The sequence below is a fragment of the Acidovorax sp. GW823-FHT01C06 genome (assembly GCF_058798375.1).
Map to the genome: position 1 here is coordinate 107,589 of NZ_JBXAKN010000012.1, position 19,539 is coordinate 127,127.

Annotated in this window: 20 protein-coding genes; 7 read left to right on the forward strand and 13 right to left on the reverse strand. The window is 63.9% G+C overall.

What is annotated here, in order from left to right; translation table 11 throughout:
* Window positions 1-16: 16 nt before the first annotated feature.
* Complete coding sequence (gene rpsP, locus AC1RCS_RS21555) at window positions 17-268, reverse strand: 30S ribosomal protein S16 (protein ID WP_008904984.1); 252 nt, start codon at window positions 266-268, stop codon at window positions 17-19.
* Between the two features lie 146 nt (window positions 269-414).
* Between rpsP and AC1RCS_RS21560 the strand changes: the two genes are divergently transcribed.
* Both AC1RCS_RS21560 and AC1RCS_RS21565 read left to right on the forward strand, forming a co-directional pair.
* Entirely contained in the window at window positions 415-936 is a 522-nt protein-coding gene (locus AC1RCS_RS21560) for a GNAT family N-acetyltransferase (protein ID WP_492245887.1), read from the forward strand.
* Between the two features lie 90 nt (window positions 937-1,026).
* Window positions 1,027-1,473 (forward strand): TM2 domain-containing protein, encoded by a 447-nt coding sequence (locus AC1RCS_RS21565; RefSeq protein WP_218295718.1) that lies wholly within the window; start codon window positions 1,027-1,029, stop codon window positions 1,471-1,473.
* A 114-nt stretch (window positions 1,474-1,587) separates the two neighbouring features.
* Here the strand turns inward: AC1RCS_RS21565 and AC1RCS_RS21570 are convergent, their stop codons facing one another.
* From AC1RCS_RS21570 to AC1RCS_RS21605, 8 genes are all read right to left on the reverse strand, one after another.
* Complete coding sequence (locus AC1RCS_RS21570; protein WP_218295719.1) at window positions 1,588-2,598, reverse strand: inorganic phosphate transporter; 1,011 nt, start codon at window positions 2,596-2,598, stop codon at window positions 1,588-1,590.
* 19 nt (window positions 2,599-2,617) lie between these two features.
* Window positions 2,618-3,265 carry a DUF47 domain-containing protein gene (locus tag AC1RCS_RS21575; protein WP_010463500.1) on the reverse strand — a complete coding sequence of 216 codons (648 nt, stop codon included), beginning with the start codon at window positions 3,263-3,265 and terminating at the stop codon, window positions 2,618-2,620.
* Between the two features lie 116 nt (window positions 3,266-3,381).
* Window positions 3,382-3,744 carry a DMT family protein gene (locus AC1RCS_RS21580; RefSeq protein WP_218340022.1) on the reverse strand — a complete coding sequence of 121 codons (363 nt, stop codon included), beginning with the start codon at window positions 3,742-3,744 and terminating at the stop codon, window positions 3,382-3,384.
* 225 nt (window positions 3,745-3,969) lie between these two features.
* Complete coding sequence (locus AC1RCS_RS21585; RefSeq protein WP_218295721.1) at window positions 3,970-4,698, reverse strand: ABC transporter ATP-binding protein; 729 nt, start codon at window positions 4,696-4,698, stop codon at window positions 3,970-3,972.
* A gap of 2 nt (window positions 4,699-4,700) precedes the next feature.
* Window positions 4,701-5,483, reverse strand: coding sequence for an ABC transporter ATP-binding protein (locus tag AC1RCS_RS21590; RefSeq protein ID WP_218295722.1), 783 nt, complete (start codon window positions 5,481-5,483; stop codon window positions 4,701-4,703).
* A 25-nt stretch (window positions 5,484-5,508) separates the two neighbouring features.
* Window positions 5,509-6,585, reverse strand: coding sequence for an ABC transporter permease subunit (locus tag AC1RCS_RS21595; RefSeq protein ID WP_369643083.1), 1,077 nt, complete (start codon window positions 6,583-6,585; stop codon window positions 5,509-5,511).
* A gap of 13 nt (window positions 6,586-6,598) precedes the next feature.
* Window positions 6,599-7,528 carry a branched-chain amino acid ABC transporter permease gene (locus tag AC1RCS_RS21600; RefSeq protein WP_218295724.1) on the reverse strand — a complete coding sequence of 310 codons (930 nt, stop codon included), beginning with the start codon at window positions 7,526-7,528 and terminating at the stop codon, window positions 6,599-6,601.
* A gap of 314 nt (window positions 7,529-7,842) precedes the next feature.
* A complete protein-coding gene (locus tag AC1RCS_RS21605; protein WP_218295725.1) occupies window positions 7,843-9,186 on the reverse strand; it encodes a replication-associated recombination protein A in 1,344 nt (447 codons plus the stop codon).
* 386 nt (window positions 9,187-9,572) lie between these two features.
* Between AC1RCS_RS21605 and AC1RCS_RS21610 the strand changes: the two genes are divergently transcribed.
* A complete protein-coding gene (locus tag AC1RCS_RS21610; RefSeq protein WP_218295726.1) occupies window positions 9,573-9,929 on the forward strand; it encodes a DUF1304 domain-containing protein in 357 nt (118 codons plus the stop codon).
* A 132-nt stretch (window positions 9,930-10,061) separates the two neighbouring features.
* Here the strand turns inward: AC1RCS_RS21610 and lolA are convergent, their stop codons facing one another.
* Window positions 10,062-10,694, reverse strand: coding sequence for an outer membrane lipoprotein periplasmic chaperone LolA (gene lolA, locus AC1RCS_RS21615; protein ID WP_492245888.1), 633 nt, complete (start codon window positions 10,692-10,694; stop codon window positions 10,062-10,064).
* Window positions 10,695-10,742: 48 nt separating this feature from the next.
* Entirely contained in the window at window positions 10,743-13,076 is a 2,334-nt protein-coding gene (locus AC1RCS_RS21620; RefSeq protein ID WP_218340019.1) for a DNA translocase FtsK, read from the reverse strand.
* Window positions 13,077-13,293: 217 nt separating this feature from the next.
* On the opposite strand from AC1RCS_RS21620, the gene AC1RCS_RS21625 reads away from it, so the two are divergent.
* Window positions 13,294-15,291, forward strand: coding sequence for an O-linked N-acetylglucosamine transferase, SPINDLY family protein (locus AC1RCS_RS21625; RefSeq protein ID WP_492245889.1), 1,998 nt, complete (start codon window positions 13,294-13,296; stop codon window positions 15,289-15,291).
* Between the two features lie 7 nt (window positions 15,292-15,298).
* Here AC1RCS_RS21625 and AC1RCS_RS21630 read toward each other — a convergent pair whose 3' ends face one another.
* On the reverse strand, window positions 15,299-15,976 hold the full coding sequence (locus AC1RCS_RS21630) for a Crp/Fnr family transcriptional regulator (RefSeq protein ID WP_369643086.1): 678 nt from the start codon (window positions 15,974-15,976) through the stop codon (window positions 15,299-15,301).
* 185 nt (window positions 15,977-16,161) lie between these two features.
* On the opposite strand from AC1RCS_RS21630, the gene trxB reads away from it, so the two are divergent.
* The 3 genes from trxB (at window position 16,162) to rpmG (ending at window position 17,716) form a co-directional block, all read left to right on the forward strand.
* Window positions 16,162-17,115, forward strand: a complete 954-nt coding sequence (gene trxB, locus AC1RCS_RS21635) for a thioredoxin-disulfide reductase (RefSeq protein ID WP_492245890.1) — start codon at window positions 16,162-16,164, stop codon at window positions 17,113-17,115.
* A gap of 185 nt (window positions 17,116-17,300) precedes the next feature.
* Entirely contained in the window at window positions 17,301-17,534 is a 234-nt protein-coding gene (gene rpmB, locus AC1RCS_RS21640) for a 50S ribosomal protein L28 (protein ID WP_007859763.1), read from the forward strand.
* An 11-nt stretch (window positions 17,535-17,545) separates the two neighbouring features.
* Complete coding sequence (rpmG, locus tag AC1RCS_RS21645) at window positions 17,546-17,716, forward strand: 50S ribosomal protein L33 (RefSeq protein WP_008904999.1); 171 nt, start codon at window positions 17,546-17,548, stop codon at window positions 17,714-17,716.
* A gap of 113 nt (window positions 17,717-17,829) precedes the next feature.
* Here the strand turns inward: rpmG and AC1RCS_RS21650 are convergent, their stop codons facing one another.
* Window positions 17,830-19,338, reverse strand: a complete 1,509-nt coding sequence (locus AC1RCS_RS21650) for an aminotransferase-like domain-containing protein (protein ID WP_492245891.1) — start codon at window positions 19,336-19,338, stop codon at window positions 17,830-17,832.
* Window positions 19,339-19,539 lie beyond the last annotated feature (201 nt).

Genomic DNA, 19,539 nt, shown 5'->3' on the forward strand with positions numbered 1-19,539 from the left:
CCCTTTTCAGGGAGCTTTAAGCAGCCTTCTTGGCGGCTTGCTTGATCAGGCGGTCCACGGTAGGCGAGGACTGGGCGCCCACGCTCTTCCAGTACGTCAGACGGTCTTGCACGATGCGCAGGCCTTCTTCGGATTCCTTGGCGGTGGGGTTGTAGAAGCCGATGCGCTCGATGAAGCGGCCGTCACGGCGCACGCGCTTGTCAGCAACGACGATATTGAAGAAAGGACGGCCCTTGGAGCCGCCGCGGGAGAGTCGAATGACGACCATGATTTATCCTTCGGGTGGTGAACTCCGGCAACATTTGCCTTGAGCCACAGTGTTCGCAACCATATTCGCAACGCTTGAGACACGCGACATGGCCACCCGGCCAGCGACACGCTGCAAAGCCCACGATTATATCCACTTCCCCGCAAATGCCTACCATCCGCCCCAGCCGCGACGAAGATATCGCGGCCATCACCGCCATTTATGCCCACCACGTCCTGACCGGAACAGGCACTTTCGAGATCGATCCGCCCACCGAAACCGACATGGCGGGCCGCCGGGCCGACGTGCTGGCGCGCAATCTGCCGTACATCGTGGCCGAAAAGGACGGGCGGGTGACGGGCTTTGCCTACGCCAACTGGTTCAAGCCACGCCCGGCCTACCGCTTTTCGGCCGAGGACTCGATCTACGTGGCCGACGACGCCCGCGGCGTGGGCGTGGGCCGCAAGCTGCTTGCCGAGCTGGCCGTCCAGGCCGAGGCGGCCGGGGTGCGCAAGTTGCTGGCGGTGATTGGCGATTCGGCCAACCTGGGCTCGATCGGCGTGCACCGGTCGCTGGGGTTCACCGACGTGGGCGTCATGCGCTCGGTGGGCTGGAAATTCGGCGCCTGGCGCGACATCGTGCTCATGGAAAAGACCCTGGGCGCGGGCGATACCAGTTCGCCTGAATAATCGGGGCATGGAACATACCCCCCACGCTCTCCCGCTTCGTGTGACCACGGCCCCCGAGGCAGCCGCATTTTTTCCCGGGACGGCCCGGCGATGAAGAACAAGACCCTGGCCGCCTGGCTGGCCTTCCTCGGCGGCCCCCTGGGCCTGCACCGCTTTTATCTTCACGGCCTGGGCGACCTGCTCGGCTGGCTGCTGCCGATTCCCACGGCGCTGGGCATCTACGGCATCCAGCGCGTGCAGCAGCTCGGCCAGGACGATCACTACAGCTGGATGCTGATTCCCCTGCTGGGCTTCACGATCGCCGGCTGCGCATTGCAGGCCATCCTGTTCGCGCTGAAAACACCCGAGGCGTGGAACGCGCGCTACAACCCAGCCGCCGCACCCGACGCCCCGGCCGGCAGGACGCAATGGATCACCATCGGCGCCATCGTGGTCTCGCTGATGGTCGGCACCGCCGTGCTGATGGCCAGCCTCGCGTTCAGCTTTCAACGGTATTTCGAGTACCAGATCGAGGAAGCCCGCAAGATCTCGCAGTGACCCCGCTGGCACCAGGACAAACGCCCCATTGAATTTGCATTCAATTGGGGCGTTAGCGCTTATCTGGATTTCCTTGTTAGCTACATATCTAATAGCAAATCAAGGATTCCAGGCTCAGAACATCTGCAGGCTGATCCAGTACGCCACGGCCGCGACGAACGCGCTGGCCGGGATGGTCAGTATCCAGGCCCAGACAATGTTGCCCGCCACGCCCCAGCGCACAGCGCTGGCGCGCTGGGTGGAGCCCACGCCGACAATCGCACCCGTGATGGTGTGCGTGGTCGAGACCGGGATGCCCAGCGTGGTCGCAAGAAACAGCGTCATCGCCCCACCCGTCTCCGCGCAGAAGCCGCCCACGGGCTTGAGCTTGGTGATCTTCTGGCCCATGGTCTTGACGATGCGCCAGCCGCCGAACATGGTGCCCAGGCCGATGGCCACATAGCAGCTCACGATGGCCCAGGTCGGTGGTGATGCGTCGGACGCCGAAGAATACCCCGTCGCAATCAGCAGCAGCCAGATGATGCCGATGGTCTTTTGCGCATCGTTGCCGCCGTGGCCCAGGCTGTAAGCGCCCGCAGACACCAGCTGCAGCCGGCGGAACCATTTGTCCACCTTGCTCGGCCGCGTTCGCCGGAAGATCCAGGCCACCGCCACCATCATGATCGAGCCCAGGGTGAAGCCCAGCAGCGGCGAGACGAAGATGAACGCCACGGTCTTGAGGATGCCGGCGGAGATCAGCGCACTGGCGCCCGCCTTGGCGATCACCGCGCCCACGATGCCGCCGATGAGCGCATGCGAGGAACTGCTGGGAATGCCGTAGTACCAGGTGATCACGTTCCAGGTGATGGCGCCCACCAGGGCGCCAAACACCACGTGCGTATCCACCACACCGGGCTGCACGATGCCCTTGCCCACCGTGGCGGCCACGCTCAGGTGAAAGACGAAGATCGCCACGAAGTTGAAGAATGCTGCGAACAGCACCGCCTGCGCGGGCTTGAGCACGCCGGTGGAGACCACCGTGGCAATGGAGTTGGCGGCGTCGTGGAACCCGTTCATGAAGTCGAACAGGATCGCCAGCGCCACGAGCAGGACCACAACCCAGAGGGCCGTTTGTACGGTTTCCATGCTGGTCAGCCCGCGGGGATCAGGAGTTCTCGAGGACGATGCCCTCGATGCAGTTGGCCACGTCCTCGCACTTGTCGGTGATCGTCTCGAGCAGCTCGTAGATCGCCTTGAGCTTGATCACCTCGCGCACATCGGGCTCCTCGCGAAAGAGCTTGCTCATGGCGCTGCGCATCACGCGGTCGGCGTCGGACTCGAGCTTGTCGATCTCCTCGCAGGTCTTGAGCGCGGCCTCGGCCACGGCCGGGTCGGCGATCTTGTCGAGCAGCTTGACGGCGTCGCGCAGGCGTTCACAGCACTTGAGGCTCAGGTCCGTGAGGCGCGTGATCTCCTCGGTCATGTGGCGCACGTCGTAGAGCGCCATGGTTTCGGCGGAATCCTGGATCAGGTCGGCCACATCGTCCATGGTGTTGATGAGCGTGTGGATCTGCTCACGGTCGATGGGGGTGATGAAGGTCTTGTGGATGGCCTTGTTCACCTCGTGCGTCACGCGGTCGGCGGCACGCTCGGCGTTGTCCACGTCCTGGTTGTACTTGTCGCGCAGGTGCGGGTCGTTGTAATTGGCCACCAGTTGCGAAAAAGCGCGGGCCGCTTCCACGATGCGGTCCGCATGCTGGTTGAACATTTCAAAAAAATTGCCTTCGCGTGGCAACAGCTTGGCAAACAGCATGGGGGCTCCTGGAGGGGGATCGGATTTCTGAAAAGAGGGACGGCGTCATGACAGAAACATGACTGTTCCGTGACCCGGGGAGTTTAACCGTCCGCCCCGCCGGGGCGCGGGCGGGCTCAGGCGCTTCGGAAGATGAAGTACACCGCACCCACCAGGCACAGGCCCGCCCACAGGTAGTCCCACTTCAGCGGCTGGCCCATGTAGAACACCGCGAACGGCACGAACACGGCCAGCGTGATCACCTCCTGCATGATCTTGAGCTGGCCCACATTGAACTGCGTGAAGCCGATGCGGTTGGCCGGCACCTGCAGCAGGTACTCGAACAGGGCGATGCCCCAGCTCACCAGCGCGGCGGTGTACCAGGGCGACGTGGCCAGGTTCTTGAGGTGCCCGTACCAGGCAAAGGTCATGAAGACATTGCTGGCGATCAGGAGCAGGACGGTCTGGAGCGAGATCGGCAGGGATTGCAGGGCGTTCATGGCGGTGCAGCGTGGACGGCAGAAAGACGGCAAGGGGCCAGATTATGGACAAAACAAGCCCATGGCGCCTGACGCATCACCCCTTTTTGCTACGAAATAGATAGCATATCAAGCACAGATGCCTTCCTGCCGCAGGCGGTTCGTGCCGCCATGAAAAAAGGCACTGCGGCTGGGCAGTGCCTTTTTTCCGGTGGCGCCCACGGCGCCCAATGCGCGGCAGGCGGGTTATTCGCCCAGGTAGGCCGCCCGCACCTTGGGGTCGCTCAGCAGTTCCTGGCCGGGGCCCGTCATCGTGATGAGGCCCGACTCCATCACGTAGCCGCGGTCGGCAATGGCCAGCGCGCGGCTCGCGTTCTGCTCCACCAGCAGGATGGTCACGCCCAGGGCGTACACGTCGCGCACCACCTCGAAGATCTTGTCCACCATGATGGGCGACAGGCCCATGGAGGGCTCGTCCAGCAGCAGCACCTTGGGCTGGCTCATCAGCGCGCGGCCCATGGCCAGCATCTGCTGCTCGCCGCCCGACATGGTGCCGGCCAGTTGGTCCTTGCGCTCGCGCAGGCGCGGGAAGATGGTGAACATCTTCTCGATGTCGGCCAGGATGCCCGCCTTGTCCCTGCGCGTGTAGGCGCCCATCTGCAGGTTCTCGGTGATGGTCATGCGCGCGAACACGCCACGGCCTTCGGGCACCATCACCAGACCCTTCTTCACCAGGTCCCAGGCGCCCTTGCCCTTGATGCTTTCACCCAGGTACAGGATGTCGCCATCGTTCATGCCCAGGGTGCCGGTGATGGCTTTCATGGTGGTGGTCTTGCCGGCGCCGTTGGAGCCGATCAGCGAGACCAGCTCGCCTTCGCGCACTTCGAAGTCCACGCCCTTGACGGCCTGGATACCGCCGTAGGCCACTTTCAGGCCCTTGACCTGCAGCAGTACCTTGTTGGATTTTTCGGCCATTCTCAATGTCCTCCGGTGCCCAGATAGGCCTCAATCACTTTTTCGTTCTTCTGCACTTCGGCGGGGTTGCCTTCGGCGATCTGCTTGCCGTAGTCAAGCACCGTCACGCGGTCGCACAGGCCCATCACCAGCTTCACGTCGTGCTCGATGAGCAGGATGGTGCGGTTGTCGTTGCGGATGCGGTCGATCAGCTCGCGCAGCAGCACCTTCTCGGTGGCGTTCATGCCGGCGGCGGGCTCGTCCAGGGCGATCAGCTGCGGGTCGGTGGCCAGGGCGCGGGCGATTTCCAGGCGGCGCTGGTCACCATAGCTCAGGGTGCGCGCCTTGTAGTCGGCGAACTTGCCGATGCCCACGTAGTCAAGCAGCTCCTGCGCGCGCTTGGCGATGGCGGCTTCTTCTTCCTTGAAGCCCTTGGTGCGCAGCACGGCGCCGAGCAACCCGGACTTGGTCCGGATGTGGCGGCCGACCATCACGTTCTCCAGCGCCGTCATCTCGGCGAACAGGCGAATGTTCTGGAAGGTGCGGGCGATGCCTGCCTTGGCCACTTCGTGCACGGCGGTGGGCTCGTAGGCCTTGCCGGCCAGCTCGAACGTGCCGCTGTCGGGGGTGTACAGGCCCGTGATCACATTGAAGAACGTGGTCTTGCCCGCTCCGTTGGGGCCGATCAGGCCATAGACCTGGCCGCGCTGGATGGTGATCCCGACGTCGGACAGGGCCTGCAGGCCGCCAAAGCGCTTGGAAATGCCGGCGACCTTCAGCACCACTTCATTGGATTTCTCTGTCATTGCTAACTTTCGGTGGTGTTCTGCTTCAGGTCTTCTGCGTCAGGCTCTTGCCGTGCTCAGGCGAGGGCCACAGGCCGCGGGGGCGAATCAGCATGATGACGATCATGGCCAGCGCGATCAGCAGCTGGCGCAGGATGGCGGAGTCCAGGCGGCCGTCCGTCATGGCCTGCAGCGGACCGGCGACGTAGCGCAGCACCTCGGGCAGGGCCGACAGCAGCACGGCCCCCAGAATCACGCCAGGGATGTGGCCGATGCCGCCCAGAACCACCATGGCGACGATCATGACCGACTCCATCAGGCTGAACGACTCGGGCGACACGAAGCCCTGGAACGCACCGAACATCGCACCCGACACGCCGCCAAACGAAGCGCCCATGCCGAAGGCCAGCAGCTTCATGTTGCGGGTGTTGATGCCCATGGCCTTGGCGGCGATCTCATCCTCGCGGATGGCCATCCAGGCGCGGCCGATGCGCGAATCCTGCAGGCGGTAGCAGATCACGATGGAGATCACCACCAGGATCAGGAACAGGTAGTAGTACAGCGTGACCGAGTTGATGTCGAAGCCGAACAGCTCCAGCCGCTTGCCCAGGTCCAGGCCAAAGACCTTGACCGAGTCGATCTGGCCCAGGCCCTTGGGGCCGTTGGTCAGGTTGACGGGGTGGTCCAGGTTGTTCAGGAAGATCCGGATGATTTCGCCGAAGCCCAGCGTGACGATGGCCAGGTAGTCGCCCCGCAGCTTGAGCGTGGGGGCTCCCAACAGCGCCCCGAAGAACGCCGCGAGCAATGCCGCCAACGGTATAACCAGCCACAGCGAGGTGTGCAGGCCGGTGGGGAACATGGCGGCAAAGGCCGCAAAGTTGTCCGCAAGGTGCGGCGAAGCCATCAAGGCAAACAGGTAGGCGCCCACGGCGTAGAACGCCACGTAGCCCAGGTCCAGCAAGCCGGCGTATCCCACCACGATGTTCAGGCCCAGGGCCAGCAGCACATACAGCAGGGCCAGGTCGGCGATGCGCACCCAGGCGTTGCCGAAGGATTGCAGGATCAGCGGCAGCACCAGCAGCGCGACGGCGCCGATGATCCAGTTGGTTTTGGTGTTCTTCATGGTCCTAGGCTCCTCAGGCGCGATCCGCCACACGCTCACCCAGCAGGCCCGAGGGGCGCAGCGTCAGGATGATGATGAGCACGATGAACGCAAAGATGTCGGTGTAGTGGCTGCCCAGCAGGCCGCCCGTGAGCGTGCCGATGTAGCCCGAGCCGATGGCTTCGATGAGGCCCAGCAGGATGCCGCCGACCACCGCGCCGGCCAGGTTGCCGATGCCGCCGAACACGGCTGCCGTGAAGGCCTTGAGCCCGGGCAGGAAGCCCATGGTGTGCTGCGCCGTGCCGTAGTTGGAGGCATACATGATGCCGGCCACGGCCGCCAGGATGGCGCCGATGATGAAGGTGGCGGAGATCACCATGTCGGGCTTGACGCCCATGAGCGAGGCCACGCGGGGGTTCTCGGCCGTGGCGCGCATGGCGCGGCCCAGGTTGGTGTGGTTCACCAGGTACACGAGGGAAGCGAGGGCCACGGCCGTCACGCCGAGGATCAGGATCTGCGTGGGGGTGATGAAGGCGCCGCCGACCTGGAACGGCGTGCTGGGCAGCATCGTGGGATAGGGCTTGTAGTTGGGCTTCCAGATGATCATCGCCAGCGTCTGCAGCAGGATCGACATGCCGATGGCGGTGATCAGGGGTGCCAGGCGCGGACTGTTGCGCAGGGGCCGGTAGGCCACCTTCTCGATCACGAAATTGAGCGTCGCGGCGACCACGCAGGCAATGAGGGTCGCCAGCAGCAGGATCAGCCAGCCAGGCGCGCCCGGCATCGCGGCCTGCATCATTCCTATACAGCTCCAACTGGTCAGAGCCCCGATCATCAGCACCTCGCCGTGGGCGAAATTGATCAGCTGAATAATGCCGTACACCATGGTGTAGCCCAAGGCTATCAAGGCGTACATGCTGCCGAGTACCAGACCGTTGATGATCTGTTGCAGCAAAATGTCCATAAGAGAAGTCCTTCGTTTGTAACGTACCCACCGCTTTGGCACCGGAATCGGTACAGCCTTGTGGGCCCGACTGCCATCTAGCAAAAAACCCGCCAGAAGTGCAGCTGTGCGGGTTTGTGGACGGGATTGTAGCGAGTAGTCACAAGCGGCCCCCGCCAAGCCGGGCGGGGTTTTCCCTCGGGTTGGGGCCACATCAGCGGGCAACGCAATCCATAAGCGCACATGATGCAAGCAGGAAAATTGATGTGCGAACTTATTACCCAATTCATGCCAAATCGGCATGAAGGGGGCGCGCCCCCGCCCCTGCCGGCCGATCAGGTGCCGCCGCCCTGCCCGTCCCCGGAATCGGCCGACGCATTGCGGTCCCGCAGTTCACGCAACTTCTGTGCGATCTTGATTTCGAGCCCGCGCTCCACCGGCGCGTAGAAACCGGGCTCCGGCATGCCTTCGGGCAGGTAGTTCTCGCCCGCCGCGAAGCCGCCCTCCTCGTCGTGCGCGTAGCGGTAGCCCTTGCCGTAGTCCAGCTGCTTCATGAGCTGGGTTGGTGCATTGCGCAGGTGCATGGGCACGGGGCGGGTCCCGTCCTTCTTCACCCAGGCGCGGGCCGCGTTGTAGGCCTTGTAGACCGCGTTCGACTTGGGTGCGACGGCCAGGTACACCACGCATTCGGCCAGGGCCAGTTCGCCCTCGGGACTGCCCAGGCGCTCGTACACCTCGGTCGCATCCAGCGCCAGGCGCAGCGCGCGCGGGTCGGCCAGGCCGATGTCCTCGCTGGCCATGCGCACCAGGCGGCGGGCCATGTAGCGCGGATCGGCACCGCCGTCGAGCATGCGCACCAGCCAGTACAGCGCGGCGTCGGGGTCGGAGCCCCGCACCGACTTGTGCAGCGCGCTGATGGTGTCGTAGAACTGCTCGCCGCCCTTGTCGTAGCGGCGCATGCGCTCGCCCAGCACCTTGAGCAGCCAGGCATCGGTGATCTCGGGCAGCTTCTCCTGGGCCGCCGCCATCGCCAGGGTTTCGAGCGTGTTGAGCAGGCGGCGGGCATCGCCGTCGGCGTAGGCCACCAGGCGCTCGATTGCTACATCTTCAATAGCTGGAAGCGCTTGCTCCGCCTGGGCCAGGGCCACAATCTGCTTCAAATCCTGCTCGGACAGCGGCTGCAGCACATAGACGGCGGCGCGCGACAGCAGCGCGGAGTTCACCTCGAACGAGGGGTTTTCGGTGGTCGCGCCGATGAAGGTGAACAGCCCGCTCTCCACATGCGGCAGGAAGGCATCCTGCTGGCTCTTGTTGAAGCGGTGCACCTCGTCGACGAAGACGATGGTGCGCTGCTGCATCAGCCCGTCGCGCGCTGCCTCGGCGCGTTCCACGGCCTCGCGGATGTCCTTGACCCCGCCCAGCACGGCGCTGATGCTGATGAACTGCGCATCGAACGCATCGGCCATCAGGCGCGCGATGGTGGTCTTGCCCACGCCGGGCGGCCCCCAGAGGATGCAGCTGTGCGGGCGGCCCGACTCGAACGCGAGCCGCAGCGGCATGCCCGGGCCCAGCACATGCTGCTGGCCGATCACCTCGCCCAGCGTGCGGGGCCGCAGGCGCTCGGCCAGGGGGCGGTGGAGCGCCTGCGAGGTTTCTGGGGGGGCGTTACGGGCGGCCATCTCAGTCCCCCGCGGCGCGGGCGCCAGAACGGGCGGCCGGGGCGCGCGGCCCGATGGCGAGGGCATGCAGAGAGGGCAGTTGGCGCGACAGGGCGCCAGGCACGCAAGGATCGGCTGGCTGCGCGGCCCGGGTGCGCAGGCGGAAAACGGTCTTCATGCCGCCATTCCAACACAACCGGTCGCCGCGCTCCGGCAAGGGCACCGTCGGGAACCAGGCCGCTGGCAGCACTCCTTCTTTCTTCGCCGCGCGCGCAAGGGGAGACACGCCCACCACCTGGCGCGCCCAGGTGACTGTGCCGGGCAACACCCGCGGCCTGAAATGGATTACCGTGGTGCCCTCGCACCGCACCCGCGGCCCTTGCCTGCCACCACCCCATGGAGTTTTCATGTCCCTTGCCGCCAATATCGTCGTCGGTCTGATCGGCCTCCTGCACGTGTACATCCTGGTGCTGGAGATGTTCCTCTGGGAAAAGCCCGCCGGACGGCGCGCCTTTGGCCAATCCCGCGAGCAGGCCGCCGCGACCAAGGTGCTGGCGGCGAACCAGGGGCTCTACAACGGATTCCTGGCGGCAGGCCTGTTCTGGGGGCTGACGCTGGGAGACGCCGGCCTGGGCGTGAAGGTGTTCTTCCTGCTGTGCGTGCTGGTCGCCGGCCTGTATGGGGCGGCCACGGCCAGCCGCAAGATCCTGTTCATCCAGTCCGTGCCGGCCGCCATCGGCCTTGCCTTGCTGTTGCTGGGGTGAGCCGCGCCCGGGCAGCCAGCGCCACCCTTGCGGTCCCTTGCGGCCGCTGGCGTGCTGCCAGAAAGCGCCAATAGCTATCTATTCAATAGCAGGCCGGCAATCCAGGCACCGGCAACCGGCCGCCGCAGAACGTTACTGCTTGACCACGTCCGCCCCGGCCGGGGGCTTGAACTGGAACGTGCCGGCGGGCAGCGCGGCATTGGCCTGCATGCCGGTGAAACGGATCAGCGAGCGCTGGCCGAAACTGTCCAGGATGTCCAGCGCCGCGAGCTGCTCGCCGGCAAAGCCCACGCGCACGCTCCTGAGCTGGCCGTCCTTGGCCTTGGGGCTGGCGAGCACCCACTGCAGGCCATCCTGGTCCGGCGCGGACTCCAGCGTGAATTCGGCCTTCAGCGCCGACAGATCGGGCGCCGAGGCCAGCAGCGCCGCCGGGGTGGTGCCCAGGGCCTGCGCCTGCGCGCGCTGGGTGACCTGGTTCAGGTCCACGTCGTAGAGCCACAGGGTCTGGCCGTCGGCCACGATGGTCTGCTCGAAAGGTTTCTTGTAGACGAACTTGAAGCGCCCGGGGCGCTGGAACTCGAAGCTGCCGCTGGAAGTCTTGGTGCGCGCTGTCTGCCCGTCCTTGGGCGGCGAGGTCACCGTCTGGCTGAAGTCCGCCCGGCCGGTCTGCGTGCCCTTCATGAAGGATTCAAGGCTTTTCAGGCCATCAGCGCTTGCCAGTGTCGCGCTGGCAGCTATCAAAATTGCAGTGGCGATCTTTTTCAACAAAAACTCCTGTAAGGGGCATGGGCCGGGCTTGGCGCCCCGCCCGGGTCACTCGCTGCGCGCCGGCACCAAAACCTCGCGCTGGCCGCTGGTGGTGAGGCCACTGACGAGGCCCGCCTTTTCCATGTCTTCCAGCAAACGCGCAGAGCGGTTGTAGCCAATGCGCAGCTTGCGCTGCACGTACGAGATGCTCGCCTTGCGGTCCTTGAGCACCACTTCGACGGCCTGGTCGTACATGGGGTCCTTCTCACCCCCGTCGCCGCCGCCCTCCCCTGACAGATCCCCCTCGCCATCCACAGTTCCGCCTTCGAGCACGCCATCTATGTAGTCCGGCTCCCCTTGTTCCTTGAGGTAGCTGACGACACGGTGTACTTCCTCGTCCGACACGAAGGCGCCATGCACCCGGATCGGCAGGCCGGTGCCGCTCGCCATGTAGAGCATGTCGCCCATGCCCAGCAGGGCTTCTGCGCCCATCTGGTCCAGGATGGTGCGGCTGTCGATCTTGGAGCCCACCGAGAACGCGATGCGGGTCGGGATATTGGCCTTGATCAGGCCGGTGATCACATCCACACTGGGCCGCTGCGTGGCCAAAATCAGATGGATGCCGGCCGCCCGCGCCTTCTGCGCCAGGCGGGCGATCAGCTCCTCGATCTTCTTGCCCACCACCATCATCAGGTCGGCCAGCTCGTCGATGATGACCACGATGTGCGGCAGGCGCTGCAGCGGCTCGGGCTCCTCGGGCGTCAGGCTGAAGGGGTTGTAGATGAACTCCTCGCGCGCCTTGGCTTCGTCGATCTTGACGTTGTAGCCCGCCAGGTTGCGCACGCCCAGCTTGGACATGAGCTTGTAGCGGCGCTCCATCTCGGCCACGCACCAGTTCAGGCCGTGCGCCGCCTGCTTCATGTCGGTCACCACGGGCGCCAGCAGGTGCGGAATGCCCTCGTAGACCGACATTTCCAGCATCTTGGGGTCGATCATCAACAGGCGCACGTCGCGCGCCTCGGCCTTGTACAGCAGCGAGAGGATCATCGCGTTGATCCCCACCGACTTGCCCGAGCCCGTGGTGCCGGCCACCAGCACGTGCGGCATCTTGGCGAGGTCTGCCACCACCGGATTGCCCACGATGTCCTTGCCCAGGCCCATGGTGAGCATGCTCTTGGCCTCGTGGTAGACCTGCGAGCCGAGGATCTCGGACAGGCGGATGGACTGGCGCTTGGCGTTGGGCAGCTCCAGCGCCATGTAGTTCTTGCCCGGGATGGTCTCCACCACGCGGATGGACACCAGGCTGAGCGAACGCGCCAGGTCCTTGGCCAGGCCCACGATCTGCGAGCCTTTCACGCCCGTGGCGGGCTCGATCTCGTAGCGCGTGATCACGGGGCCGGGCATGGCGGCTACCACGCGCACTTCCACGCCGAAATCCTTGAGCTTCTTCTCGATGAGGCGGCTGGTCATCTCCAGCGTCTCGGGCGCCACGGTCTCCTGGCGCTGCAGCGGGCCGTCGAGCAGGTCCACCAGCGGCAGCTTGCTGTCGGGCATCTCGGTGAACAGGGGCTTCTGGCGCTCCTTCACCACGCGGGTGCTCTGCGGCACCTCCACCAGCACGGGTTCGATGATCTGGATGGGCTCGGGATGGTGCACCTCGCTCTCGGTGCGCTCCTCCAGCACCACCACCTCGCGCTCGCGCGCGGCCTTGCGGCCCACGGCCACGTCCTTGGCCACCTCGCGCTGGGCCAGGCGCGACTGCACCAGCGCGTCGATGCGGCCGCCCACGAACTCCGCGACGTGGCCCCACGAGAAGCGGAACACCAGCGCCGCGCCCAGCACCGCCAGCACGATGGCCAGCAGGCCCGAGCCCGTGAAGCCCAGCCACTTCACGCTGGCGGGCCCCATGATGTAGCCCAGCACGCCACCGGCATGCCCGGGCAGGAAGGATTCAAACCGGTACAGGCGCGACCATTCCAGCGCGGTGCTGGAGCACATCAGCACCACCAGGCCGGCCCAGAAAAGTGCCCGCCGCCGCATCGGGCCCGCGGCCCCCGCAACGGACTCTCCGCCACGCATCCAGCGCGCCAGCGACGAAAGCCAGGCGCGCACGCCGGCCGCCACGCACCACCACACCGAAAACCCCAGCGCGAAGTAGCTGCCATCGGCCAGCCACGCGCCGAACCGGCCCGCCCAGTTGGCGACCATGCGCCCGCCCCGGGCGCCCGAGGTGGACCAGGCGGCATCCTGCGCCGAATAGCTGAACAGGGCCAGAAGCCAGAAAACCAGGGCCAGCAGCCCCACCATGAGGCCGATTTCATGGCCAAAACGGGCAGCGCCCGTGCGGGGCGGCGACTTGGCCGCCGCCGATGCATTCAGGGTATTGAGGGAATAGGTCATATGCGTGCCGGGCGAGCTTACCCCAACGAGCGGCTTCCCATGAGAGGTACGGCGCCATCCATTCCTGCGGAGATCCCCGTGTCAAACGCCAAAAGATGTCGCACGTGTGAATCAAATGTAAATCATTTAATCGGAACTCAAGGTTACACCCATTACAAAAGAAAATCACCAATTTGGGACTATATTTTATGTCCAAACATCCTCGAACAATCGAACGATGGCGATCAATTTCTTACCTCGGCCCATTTCCGCACCATCCTCCGTGGAAATTCAAGCGCTACACCATTTCTACCAGCAAGGCGCGTTTGAAAAAGCATATATCCAGGCCACTACCCTGACTCGCAGGTTTCCCAGACACGCATTGGCATGGGCCGTCTTGGGCAATATTCACCGCGCGAATGGCGAAAACAAGAAAGCAGCGACCTGCCTCAGAAAGGTTGTTGAACTGCGGCCGAGCGAACCGACTGGACACTTCAACCTGGCCAATACACTGCGGGACCTCGGCCGGCCTGCGGAAGCGGCAGCTCATTACCATCAGGCCTTAACAATCAATCCAGCCATGCCCCATGGGTTTTTCCACCTGGGGAATATGCAACACGAAATGGGGCAGCTTTTCAAGGCCGAGCGAAGCTATCGCAAAGCTTTGGAATATGCACCCCATCATATTGAAACTCTTAGCAATCTTGCACATGTATTGCAGGATGAAGGCCGGCTCAGCGAGGCGAAAAACCATTACGACCGCGCTCTGGAAATAGATCAAAATAATCCAGTACTGCATTACAACTATGCCGATTTACTCTTGGAATTGGGGCAGCTTGACGATGCAGAAAGTGCGGCACGCAAGGCCATCGAGATCGCACCCACCATGGCGACGGCATATGCCAAACTGGCCAATATTCTAGAAGCCCGTGGCGCGCTGCATGAGGCAGTACGCGCCTACACCAGAGCGCTTCGCATAGAGCCTGAAAACACTGATATCCACAGTAGTCTACTTTTCGTGCTGAACTACCTTCCGTCATGGAAGCCTTGCAGATCTCTTGAACATGCGCGGCGCTTTGAAAAAATCAGTTCACGCAAGGTGCAGGATTTCAAACATGAATGGAGAGGCTCCACCTCTCCTTCTCGGCTGCGAGTGGGACTTGTATCGGGGGATCTTAGAGATCATCCAGTAGGGCATTTTATTGAAGGCGTCGTCAAAGATCTGGATCCGTCCCGCATTGAACTTGTCGCACTGAATACCCAGCATTTCGAGGATGAATTGGCCCGCCGTATTCGCCCGAATTTTGAACAGTGGCACTGCATTGCCAATATGGCGGACACAACCGCTGCAGCCATGATTCGGGATCTAGGGCTGCATGTGGCAGTGGATTTGTCCGGGCACAGTGCTGGAAATCGCCTACCGTTATTTGCCCACCGTTTGGCGCCGGTCCAGGCCACGTGGCTAGGGTATTTCGCCACGACTGGACTACACGAAATGGACTACTTGATCGCCGATCCATTGACCCTTCCCAATGAACTGGAATCGCATTTCACGGAATCTATTTGGCGCTTGCCGGAAACCCGACTGTGCTTTACTCCACCCCAAGCGAACACCGCGGTCAATGAACTGCCAGCGTTTTCGAACGGCTTTGTGACTCTTGGCTGTACGAGCAACTTGCTTAAAGTGAATGAGATGGTTATCGCTTTGTGGAGCCGCATTCTCAAACGCGTTCCGCACAGCCGTCTTCTGATCCAGGCAAAGCAGCTGGGTTCTGCCGAGGCGGCCAATGCACTGATCAAGCGGTTTCTACGGCACGGAATACCTCCAGATCGGCTAGTGCTCGAACCTCCCGCGAAACGCAGCCTCTACCTCAATACTTACCACCACATAGATTTTTGCCTTGATACCTTCCCCTACCCAGGAGGAACAACGACGGCAGAGAGCCTTTGGATGGGCGTACCCGTTCTCACCTTGAAAGGTGCCCATTTCCTCGGAAGGCAGGGAGCAGGCTTGATGACCAATGTCGGCTTGCAGGACTGGGTGGCCACGGACGAGGCAGACTATGAGGCCCGTGCCGCGTCTTTCGCAGAAAATCTTGAAGTTCTTGCCGCCCTGCGTGCCAATTTGCGTCCTTGCGCACTGGCCTCGCCCATTTTTGATTCCTCGCGTTTTGCGCTGAATCTTGAAAACGCCTTTTGGGGAATGTGGGAGCAAAAAAGGAAAGCGCTGGGTTGAGGGTGACTCAACCCAGGGCGTTCAGCCGGTCCTTGAGCAGGGTGGCGCCGCTGGGCAGGACCTCGACGAAGCCACGCTCTTCCAGGTCCTTCATCACGCGGCTGACCATCTCGCGCGAGGCGCCCACCATCTTGGCCAGGTCCTGGCGCGAGATCTTGTCCTTGATCACGAGCTGGCCCTGGGCATCCGGCAGCGCGAAGTCCAGCAGCGCATGGGCCACCCGGCCGTACACGTCCAGCAGCGCCAGCGACTCGATCTTGCGGTCGGCATGGCGCAGGCGCTTGACCAGGCCGCGCATCACGACCAGCGACATCGAGGCGTTCTCGGTCAGGCAGCGGGCGAACTCGGCGCGGCCGAGCATGAGCACGTCGGTCTGCACCTCGGCACGCACCGTGGCTGAATGGGGTTCGTTGTCGATGATGCTCATCTCGCCCAGGTAGTCGCCCTGCGAGAGCGTGGCCAGGATCACCTCGCGCCCCCGGCTGTCGGAGGTCATCACCCGGGCGCGTCCCGTGAGCAGGATGAACAGCGCATTGGACTTCTGCCCCTGCTCCACCAGCGCCTCGCCCCGCTTGAAGCGGCGCTTGATCACCGCGCCACTGATCACCTCGGCCTGCGTCACCGTCAGCAGCGAGAACAGCGGAACCCGGCGCAGCAGGTCCAGGTTGGACAACATCGTCGACATGAAAACTTCTCCTCTCAGGTGCGCGACCCAACCGGAGTCGCAACGGGTCATCAATGGGTTCTTACAATCGCCGTGATTGAAAAAGGGGCCGCTTGCACCCACGGCCGCCGGTTGATACTCGGCGGCTCAGCCCCAGCTTTCCCAACAGCGCCCCATGTAGCGGGCGCAAAACACAGGCTTTTACCATGTCCACCACCCAACACGCGAAAGTTCTGATCCTTGGCTCTGGCCCTGCGGGCTACACCGCTGCGGTTTATGCCGCCCGCGCCAACCTGAACCCGGTGCTCATCACCGGCATGGCCCAGGGCGGCCAGCTGATGACCACGACCGAGGTGGACAACTGGCCCGCCGACGTGCACGGCGTGCAAGGCCCCGAGCTGATGCAGCGCTTCCTGGAGCACGCCGAGCGCTTCAAGACCCAGGTGATCTTCGACCATATCAACAAGGTCGATTTCAGCCAGCGTCCCTTCACGCTCACCGGCGACAGCGGCACCTACACCTGCGACGCGCTGATCCTGGCCACGGGCGCCTCCGCCAAGTACCTGGGCCTGCCTTCGGAAGAGGCCTTCATGGGCAAGGGCGTGTCCGGCTGCGCGACCTGCGACGGTTTCTTCTACCGCGAGCAGGACGTCTGCGTGGTCGGCGGCGGCAATACGGCGGTGGAAGAAGCACTGTACCTGTCGAACATCGCCCGCAAGGTCACCCTGGTGCACCGCCGGGACAAGTTCAAGGCCGAGCCCATCCTGGTGGACAAGCTCCACGAGAAGGTCGCTGCCGGCAAGATCGAGCTCAAGCTGTTCCACACGCTCGACGAGGTGCTGGGCGACAACACGGGCGTGACCGGCATCCGCATCAAGAGCACCAAGGACGGCAGCACGCAAGACATCCAGCTGCAAGGCTGCTTCATCGCCATCGGGCATGCGCCCAACACCGAGATCTTCCAGGGCCAGCTGGAGATGGAAAACGGCTACATCATCACCCAGGGCGGGCTCAAGGGTTTTGCCACCCAGACCAGCGTGCCGGGCGTCTTCGCCGCGGGCGACGTGCAGGACCACGTGTACCGCCAGGCCATCACCAGCGCCGGCACGGGCTGCATGGCCGCGCTGGACGCCCAGCGCTTCCTGGAACAGGAGAGTTGATCAAAAACTGGGCATCAGGCTATAATCTGCGGCTTTGCTGAATTCGGCCCGTTTTTGCGGTCCTTTCGAAACAGGCAAATCGGGTTACCGCCACCCTTTATTCTGGCGAGGTGAGGCCGCAAGCCATCCCGGGGAAACAACCCCAGGGCCCAGCGAACGGCCGTTAAAAGTATCGGAGTGTCCTCATGGCACGCGTCTGCGACGTAACGGGCAAGAAGCCCATGGTCGGAAACAATGTTTCCCACGCCAACAACAAAACCAAGCGCCGGTTCCTGCCGAACCTGCAATACCGCCGTTTCTGGGTCGAGACCGAAAACCGCTGGGTTCGCCTGCGTGTTTCGAGCGCTGCCCTGCGTTTGATCGACAAGAACGGTATCGACTCGGTGCTCGCAGACCTGCGCGCACGTGGTCAGGCTTAAGGAGAAGCACCATGGCAAGCAAAGGCGGACGCGACAAGATCAAGCTGGAATCCACTGCGGGTACCGGCCACTTCTACACCACGACCAAGAACAAGAAGACCATGCCCGAGAAAATGCTGATCATGAAATTTGATCCAAAAGCTCGCAAGCATGTGGAATACAAGGAAATGAAGCTGAAGTAATCGTTCAGCCTCGTTTTCTCCCCAAAGAACCGTCCGGACCCCGGGCGGTTTTTTTATGCCTGTTTCCCCCTGCGCCTGCCCAGACCCGTGCGCAGGGCAGCGCTGGCGGCCCCCTAGGCAACCTTGCGCGAGGCGTGCGCCCGCACGGCCAGTTGGTCCGCCATCAAGGCACCCAGCGTGCGGTAGCCCTCCTCCACCTGCGCGGTGAAGGGCATGCCGCAGCTCAGGCGCAGGAAATGTTCATAGCGCCCCGTGTTGGTGAACATGGGCCCGGGGGCGATGCGGATGCCGTTTTGCAGCGCCTGGTCGTACAGCAGCGTGGACGAAATGCCGGCCGGCAGCTCCAGCCACAGGCTCAAACCTCCCGGAGGCAGGCTCAGCCGCGTGCCGGTCGGAAAGTAGCGGGCCACGGCCCGCGCGGACTGCTCCCTCTGCAGGCGCAGCTGCACACGCATGCGGCGCATGTGGCGTTCATAGGCCGGGGAATCCACGCTGCGCGCGGCCAGCAGCTGCGACCACGTCTGCATGTTGCGCGTGCGGGCGAACTTGAGCATCTGCACCCGGGCCTGCCAACGCCCCGCGCTCATCCATCCCTGGCGCAGGCCGGGGGCGAAGCTCTTGCTGAGCGAGGCGCAATAGATCACCTGCCCCGCATCGCCCGGCCGGTCCCAGGCCTTGGCGGGGCGCAGCACATGCGGCGACTCCACGAATTCGCGGTAGATATCGTCCTCGATGAGGGCCAGGCCATGCTCCACGCACAGCGCCACCAGGCGCTCCTTGTGCGCGTCGGGCATCACGCTGCCCTGCGGCATCTGCAGATGAGGAACCACCACCACGCCCTTGAGCCGCGGCTCGTTGCGCGCGGCCAGTTCCAGCGCCTCCAGCGATATGCCGGTGTGGGGGCTGCAGGGGATCTCCAGCGCGCGCAGCCCGCGCACCTCGATGGCCTGCAGGATGCCGAAGAAGGTGGGCGATTCGACCGCAATCACGTCGCCCGGCCCGGCCACCGCATCCAGCGCCAGATTCACCGCCTCGGAGTTTCCGTGGGTGGCGCCGATGTCCGCCGGGGCCACGCACACGCCAAAGGTGAGCGCATGCCGCGCCATGGCCTGCTGGAACTCGGGATGCGTCGTGGGTGCCGAAGGGCCATACACCAGGATGTCCGGCTGCTCCCGCAGCAGGCCATGGGCAAGCCGGTTGAGCGCCTTCGCATCGAACAGGCTGGGCGCCGGCATCGCGCTGCCCAGGTCCAGCGGCAGGGGGCCTGCACGGCGGGCCTTGTCCAGAAAAACCGAAATGCGCTCATTGATACCCGCAAAGGCTTGGGGGTCGCTGGCCAGCGGTTCATGCACCTCGGGTTCGCGCGCCTCCGGGAGCGCCACGCCGCCCAGTTCGCGCACGAAGTAGCCCACGCGCTCGCGCGCCTCCACGCACCCCTGGGATTCGAGGTGGCGTAGCACCTGCAGCGCCGTGGTCAGGCTCACCTGATGGCGCTGGCACAGTTCGCGCACGGACGGCATGCGCATGCCGGACTTGAGGCTGCCCGCGGCGATCGCCTGCTCGTACAAGCCCGCCAGTTGGCGGTAGAGGGGAGGTTCCCGGGTGTCGGAGGAGCGTGGCATGGCTGGAGAACGAAGGGTGCCGCTGCGCCATGGGATGGGCGCCGCAGCGGGTCTGTGGATGGTGCCTGAACGCCATCCACGGGTACAGATACAGGAAAGGGCAGAAGCAACCATAACAGCATGCCCGCTATCGCCGCTGTTCTACCTCCTCACGGGGGAGCGTGTACCTGTTGCGGCGGGGCGGCATTTCCTACGCTCAAG

What these genes read in the sequence shown, in the direction of transcription:
- AC1RCS_RS21600 (WP_218295724.1), bottom strand. Translation starts at nt 7,528, where the DNA reads ATGGACATTTTGCTGCAACAGATCATCAACGGTCTGGTACTCGGCAGC.
- AC1RCS_RS21650 (WP_492245891.1), bottom strand. Translation starts at nt 19,338, where the DNA reads ATGCCACGCTCCTCCGACACCCGGGAACCTCCCCTCTACCGCCAACTG.
- AC1RCS_RS21610 (WP_218295726.1), top strand. Translation starts at nt 9,573, where the DNA reads ATGTCCCTTGCCGCCAATATCGTCGTCGGTCTGATCGGCCTCCTGCAC.
- rpmB (WP_007859763.1), top strand. Translation starts at nt 17,301, where the DNA reads ATGGCACGCGTCTGCGACGTAACGGGCAAGAAGCCCATGGTCGGAAAC.
- AC1RCS_RS21560 (WP_492245887.1), top strand. Translation starts at nt 415, where the DNA reads ATGCCTACCATCCGCCCCAGCCGCGACGAAGATATCGCGGCCATCACC.
- AC1RCS_RS21570 (WP_218295719.1), bottom strand. Translation starts at nt 2,598, where the DNA reads ATGGAAACCGTACAAACGGCCCTCTGGGTTGTGGTCCTGCTCGTGGCG.
- AC1RCS_RS21630 (WP_369643086.1), bottom strand. Translation starts at nt 15,976, where the DNA reads ATGTCGACGATGTTGTCCAACCTGGACCTGCTGCGCCGGGTTCCGCTG.
- trxB (WP_492245890.1), top strand. Translation starts at nt 16,162, where the DNA reads ATGTCCACCACCCAACACGCGAAAGTTCTGATCCTTGGCTCTGGCCCT.
- AC1RCS_RS21580 (WP_218340022.1), bottom strand. Translation starts at nt 3,744, where the DNA reads ATGAACGCCCTGCAATCCCTGCCGATCTCGCTCCAGACCGTCCTGCTC.
- rpsP (WP_008904984.1), bottom strand. Translation starts at nt 268, where the DNA reads ATGGTCGTCATTCGACTCTCCCGCGGCGGCTCCAAGGGCCGTCCTTTC.
- AC1RCS_RS21585 (WP_218295721.1), bottom strand. Translation starts at nt 4,698, where the DNA reads ATGGCCGAAAAATCCAACAAGGTACTGCTGCAGGTCAAGGGCCTGAAA.
- AC1RCS_RS21605 (WP_218295725.1), bottom strand. Translation starts at nt 9,186, where the DNA reads ATGGCCGCCCGTAACGCCCCCCCAGAAACCTCGCAGGCGCTCCACCGC.
- AC1RCS_RS21575 (WP_010463500.1), bottom strand. Translation starts at nt 3,265, where the DNA reads ATGCTGTTTGCCAAGCTGTTGCCACGCGAAGGCAATTTTTTTGAAATG.
- AC1RCS_RS21595 (WP_369643083.1), bottom strand. Translation starts at nt 6,585, where the DNA reads ATGAAGAACACCAAAACCAACTGGATCATCGGCGCCGTCGCGCTGCTG.
- AC1RCS_RS21620 (WP_218340019.1), bottom strand. Translation starts at nt 13,076, where the DNA reads ATGACCTATTCCCTCAATACCCTGAATGCATCGGCGGCGGCCAAGTCG.
- AC1RCS_RS21625 (WP_492245889.1), top strand. Translation starts at nt 13,294, where the DNA reads ATGGCGATCAATTTCTTACCTCGGCCCATTTCCGCACCATCCTCCGTG.
- AC1RCS_RS21590 (WP_218295722.1), bottom strand. Translation starts at nt 5,483, where the DNA reads ATGACAGAGAAATCCAATGAAGTGGTGCTGAAGGTCGCCGGCATTTCC.
- AC1RCS_RS21565 (WP_218295718.1), top strand. Translation starts at nt 1,027, where the DNA reads ATGAAGAACAAGACCCTGGCCGCCTGGCTGGCCTTCCTCGGCGGCCCC.
- rpmG (WP_008904999.1), top strand. Translation starts at nt 17,546, where the DNA reads ATGGCAAGCAAAGGCGGACGCGACAAGATCAAGCTGGAATCCACTGCG.